The organism is Syntrophaceticus schinkii, assembly GCF_000946815.1.
GTDB lineage: Bacteria > Bacillota > DSM-12270 > Thermacetogeniales > Thermacetogeniaceae > Syntrophaceticus > Syntrophaceticus schinkii.
The window spans coordinates 1-2,671 of record NZ_CDRZ01000080.1 but is presented as its reverse complement, the minus strand read 5'-3'; the positions used below and the strand labels follow the sequence as shown (position 1 = coordinate 2,671).

Genomic DNA, 2,671 nt, shown 5'->3' with positions numbered 1-2,671 from the left:
GGCAATCAGTAGGCTCTTAATTCTTAGAGGGACCAGGCAACCTAGAGCTGGCTTTGATTTTGATGGGACACCTATTTGTTCCGCAGGGTTTCGGATGGTTTACTGGGGCAGCGATAACGGAGTTAACAAGTTTCGTTGTCCCCACGTACTTGATAAAGCTGAATGCCCCTTTGGTACCGACTGGTGTTCAAGCTCCAACTATGGAATGGTGATAAAAACTAAAATTGAAGATGACTCAAGGCTGTTCTGTAGCCCCCACAGGGGGACTAAGAACTGGCAAAAGCTATATGATGAAAGAACAAGCGTTGAGCGCTATTTCGGCAGACAAAAGAAGCATCTAGGTTTAGAAAGCATTACAGTTCAGGGTACTAAAAAGGTAGAAACTCACGCCTACCTTTGTGCAATAGCGCTGATAGCTACGGTAACAGCCGTCAATACAGCTGAAAGAGAACAAAAAGCAGCTTAATTCTAATCAAGAAAGCACTTTAATTACCAAGGGGGTGGTGTCTGCCTTTTTGTAACTAGTAGTTATTATTTACCAGTAATGCTCCATGCGCTGTCGTTATTTGTTAATCAAAAGCGGTGGTCCAGTTGTTAATTTTTGTTTAAACTTTGATTTTTGAATTATGAAATTCTCTCTATACATTGGTAGGATTCGGAGGTATTGCCATTGGGTATTATTTACGAACAAGAGACTGAAGGGATTGGGGGTGGAGCGCGTGTTTCAAGATGTTCTTCGTATTATAAAGGCGGAGTATATGCGGGTTCGGCACAGGATGTTCTTTTACATCGTTCCCCTTACCGCGCTGCTTTTTGTCATTTTGCCTATCCTGCGGGCGTATCACTTCGCCATCACCTTGCATACCAGGTCTTGGGTCGGTTATCCGGGATCACTGCCGCCTCCGGGATTGGGCGAAGACTTGTCGACATTACTCTATTGGTTTAAATGGGGGAATCTACCTACCGCAAGTGGTGCAGGTCTTCTTGCCGGTTTGGGGATTGTATTGTTCTTATATGTTGGGGCTGTCTGGTTTGGAGATGATTTAAGCTGCGGAGCCATTAAACAGTCAGCTATCCTTCGTGTGAAGTTCAGACATATCACATGGGGAAAAGTTTTGGCGCTCATGCTCTATACGGCAGGAACAATCATCTTCGTTGTTGCCGGTGCTGTACTGATGACGGTATTTTTGCCGGAGGTACCCGGTCGCGAATTACGTTCTTTTTTGCACCTGACTTTATGGCGAAATCTTTTTCTTTACATTGCAATGGCATTCCTGTGGACATTTTTCGCCGCGGCGATCACTGTCATGACTCGTTCTATGCCCACAAGTATGGCAGCGAGCACTCTGTGGGTGATGGCCGAGAGAGAACTCCTGGAGAATGGTCAAAGTGGATGGCAGCTTTTTATGGCGAAAGTGACGCCTTGGAGCACGTGCCAATCGCTGCTTGCATCTGTTTATGATCGATTCAGCTGGATGGAAAATGCTCCTAACTGGATTACATGGGTGACTACCCCTCCCTATACGAAAACCCTTGAAAATGGTGATATGACACCCTATCTGTTGTCGTTTTCTCTTTTACTGATTTTATTACTGGTTTACCTATTGGCTGCTCTGATGGTTGTGGTCAGAGGATACTATTGGCGCGGAAAGGAATAAAGATGATGAAACGCTACAAAAAAAAAGTGGTTCCTCTTTTTGGGGATAGGCGTGGCATTGTTGTTGGTGGCCTTTCTAGCATGGCGCATGATGGAAAGGGAGAGGGAGATCCGATTATCCCATGCGGCTGAAGAATCGATGGAAAAAGCGTATGCCTTTAAAGCCTCACCTGAAGGACAAAAAGCGGTTGCAGGGATTGGTGATTTTGCTATTTCCTGCGGTGACATTAATGTGTTGGCACAGGAGATGTTGATTTGCCGGATCAAAACGTTAGAGGAGCTCCGTCCGTTGTCTACAGAGGATTTGCAGTTTGCCTTCAATGAGTTTACCTTTAAGGCCTTGAATGCCATGGCTGCAAGAGAGCGGGGGGTTGTTTTGGATTGGGATGAGGTGAAGGAGAAAAGAAAAATTGAGTATGAGTCTTTCGCCAGCAAGCCAGATCGGCATGGGGGAATGTGTGGTGTAGCGAGAGCGCGTCTTCGGCACCTTGAAGATGATCGACTTTATAACATCATTATGATTACAGCGAGTGAACCCCTCCTTTCTAATAAGGAATTAGAACAGGTGCAGCGGATGAATTCAACTGAAGGCCAACACCTGCTTGGACAGCTGAGCCAAAAGAGACTAAAGGCTGCTGCCAAGAAACACCCGCTATTGATCTACGATAATCGTTTCAAACAGCCCCCATGGGTGGAGCAGTTGATGGGTTAGATAAATAAAGCGTCTTGATGGTGTCATCGCTTAGATTAATACAGAACTGACGCATAGCCTCTAACTACTATGCCCGACAAGGGTTTCCAGAGACTAGAAGAAATATTTTATCGAAAAAGGAACTGGACAGCGGTAATTAATTATGAGACAATAGTGTGGGTTATTATCAAAGGGGGCCTGCACTATGACAAAACAATACGACAACCAAGTCTTGGTAAGCGGCAGATTATTTCACCGAACGAGGAACTGCAAGATGTTAAGGAAATAATACGCATGTTTCCGAAACTAAGCCTTACCGAGCT

3 protein-coding genes are annotated in these 2,671 nt (G+C 45.2%); all 3 read left to right on the top strand.

The genetic code is table 11. From position 1 onward, the window contains the following. On the top strand, positions 1 to 466 hold a 466-nt coding region (locus tag SSCH_RS04950), incomplete at its 5' end, for a transposase (RefSeq protein ID WP_044664511.1). Between the two features lie 253 nt (positions 467 to 719). Beyond that, positions 720 to 1,658: a hypothetical protein gene (locus SSCH_RS04945; protein ID WP_044664510.1), complete on the top strand. Its 939-nt coding sequence runs from the start codon at positions 720 to 722 to the stop codon at positions 1,656 to 1,658. Between the two features lie 39 nt (positions 1,659 to 1,697). After that, positions 1,698 to 2,369, top strand: coding sequence for a hypothetical protein (locus SSCH_RS04940; protein ID WP_044664509.1), 672 nt, complete (start codon positions 1,698 to 1,700; stop codon positions 2,367 to 2,369). The last annotated feature ends 302 nt before the right edge of the window (positions 2,370 to 2,671 follow it).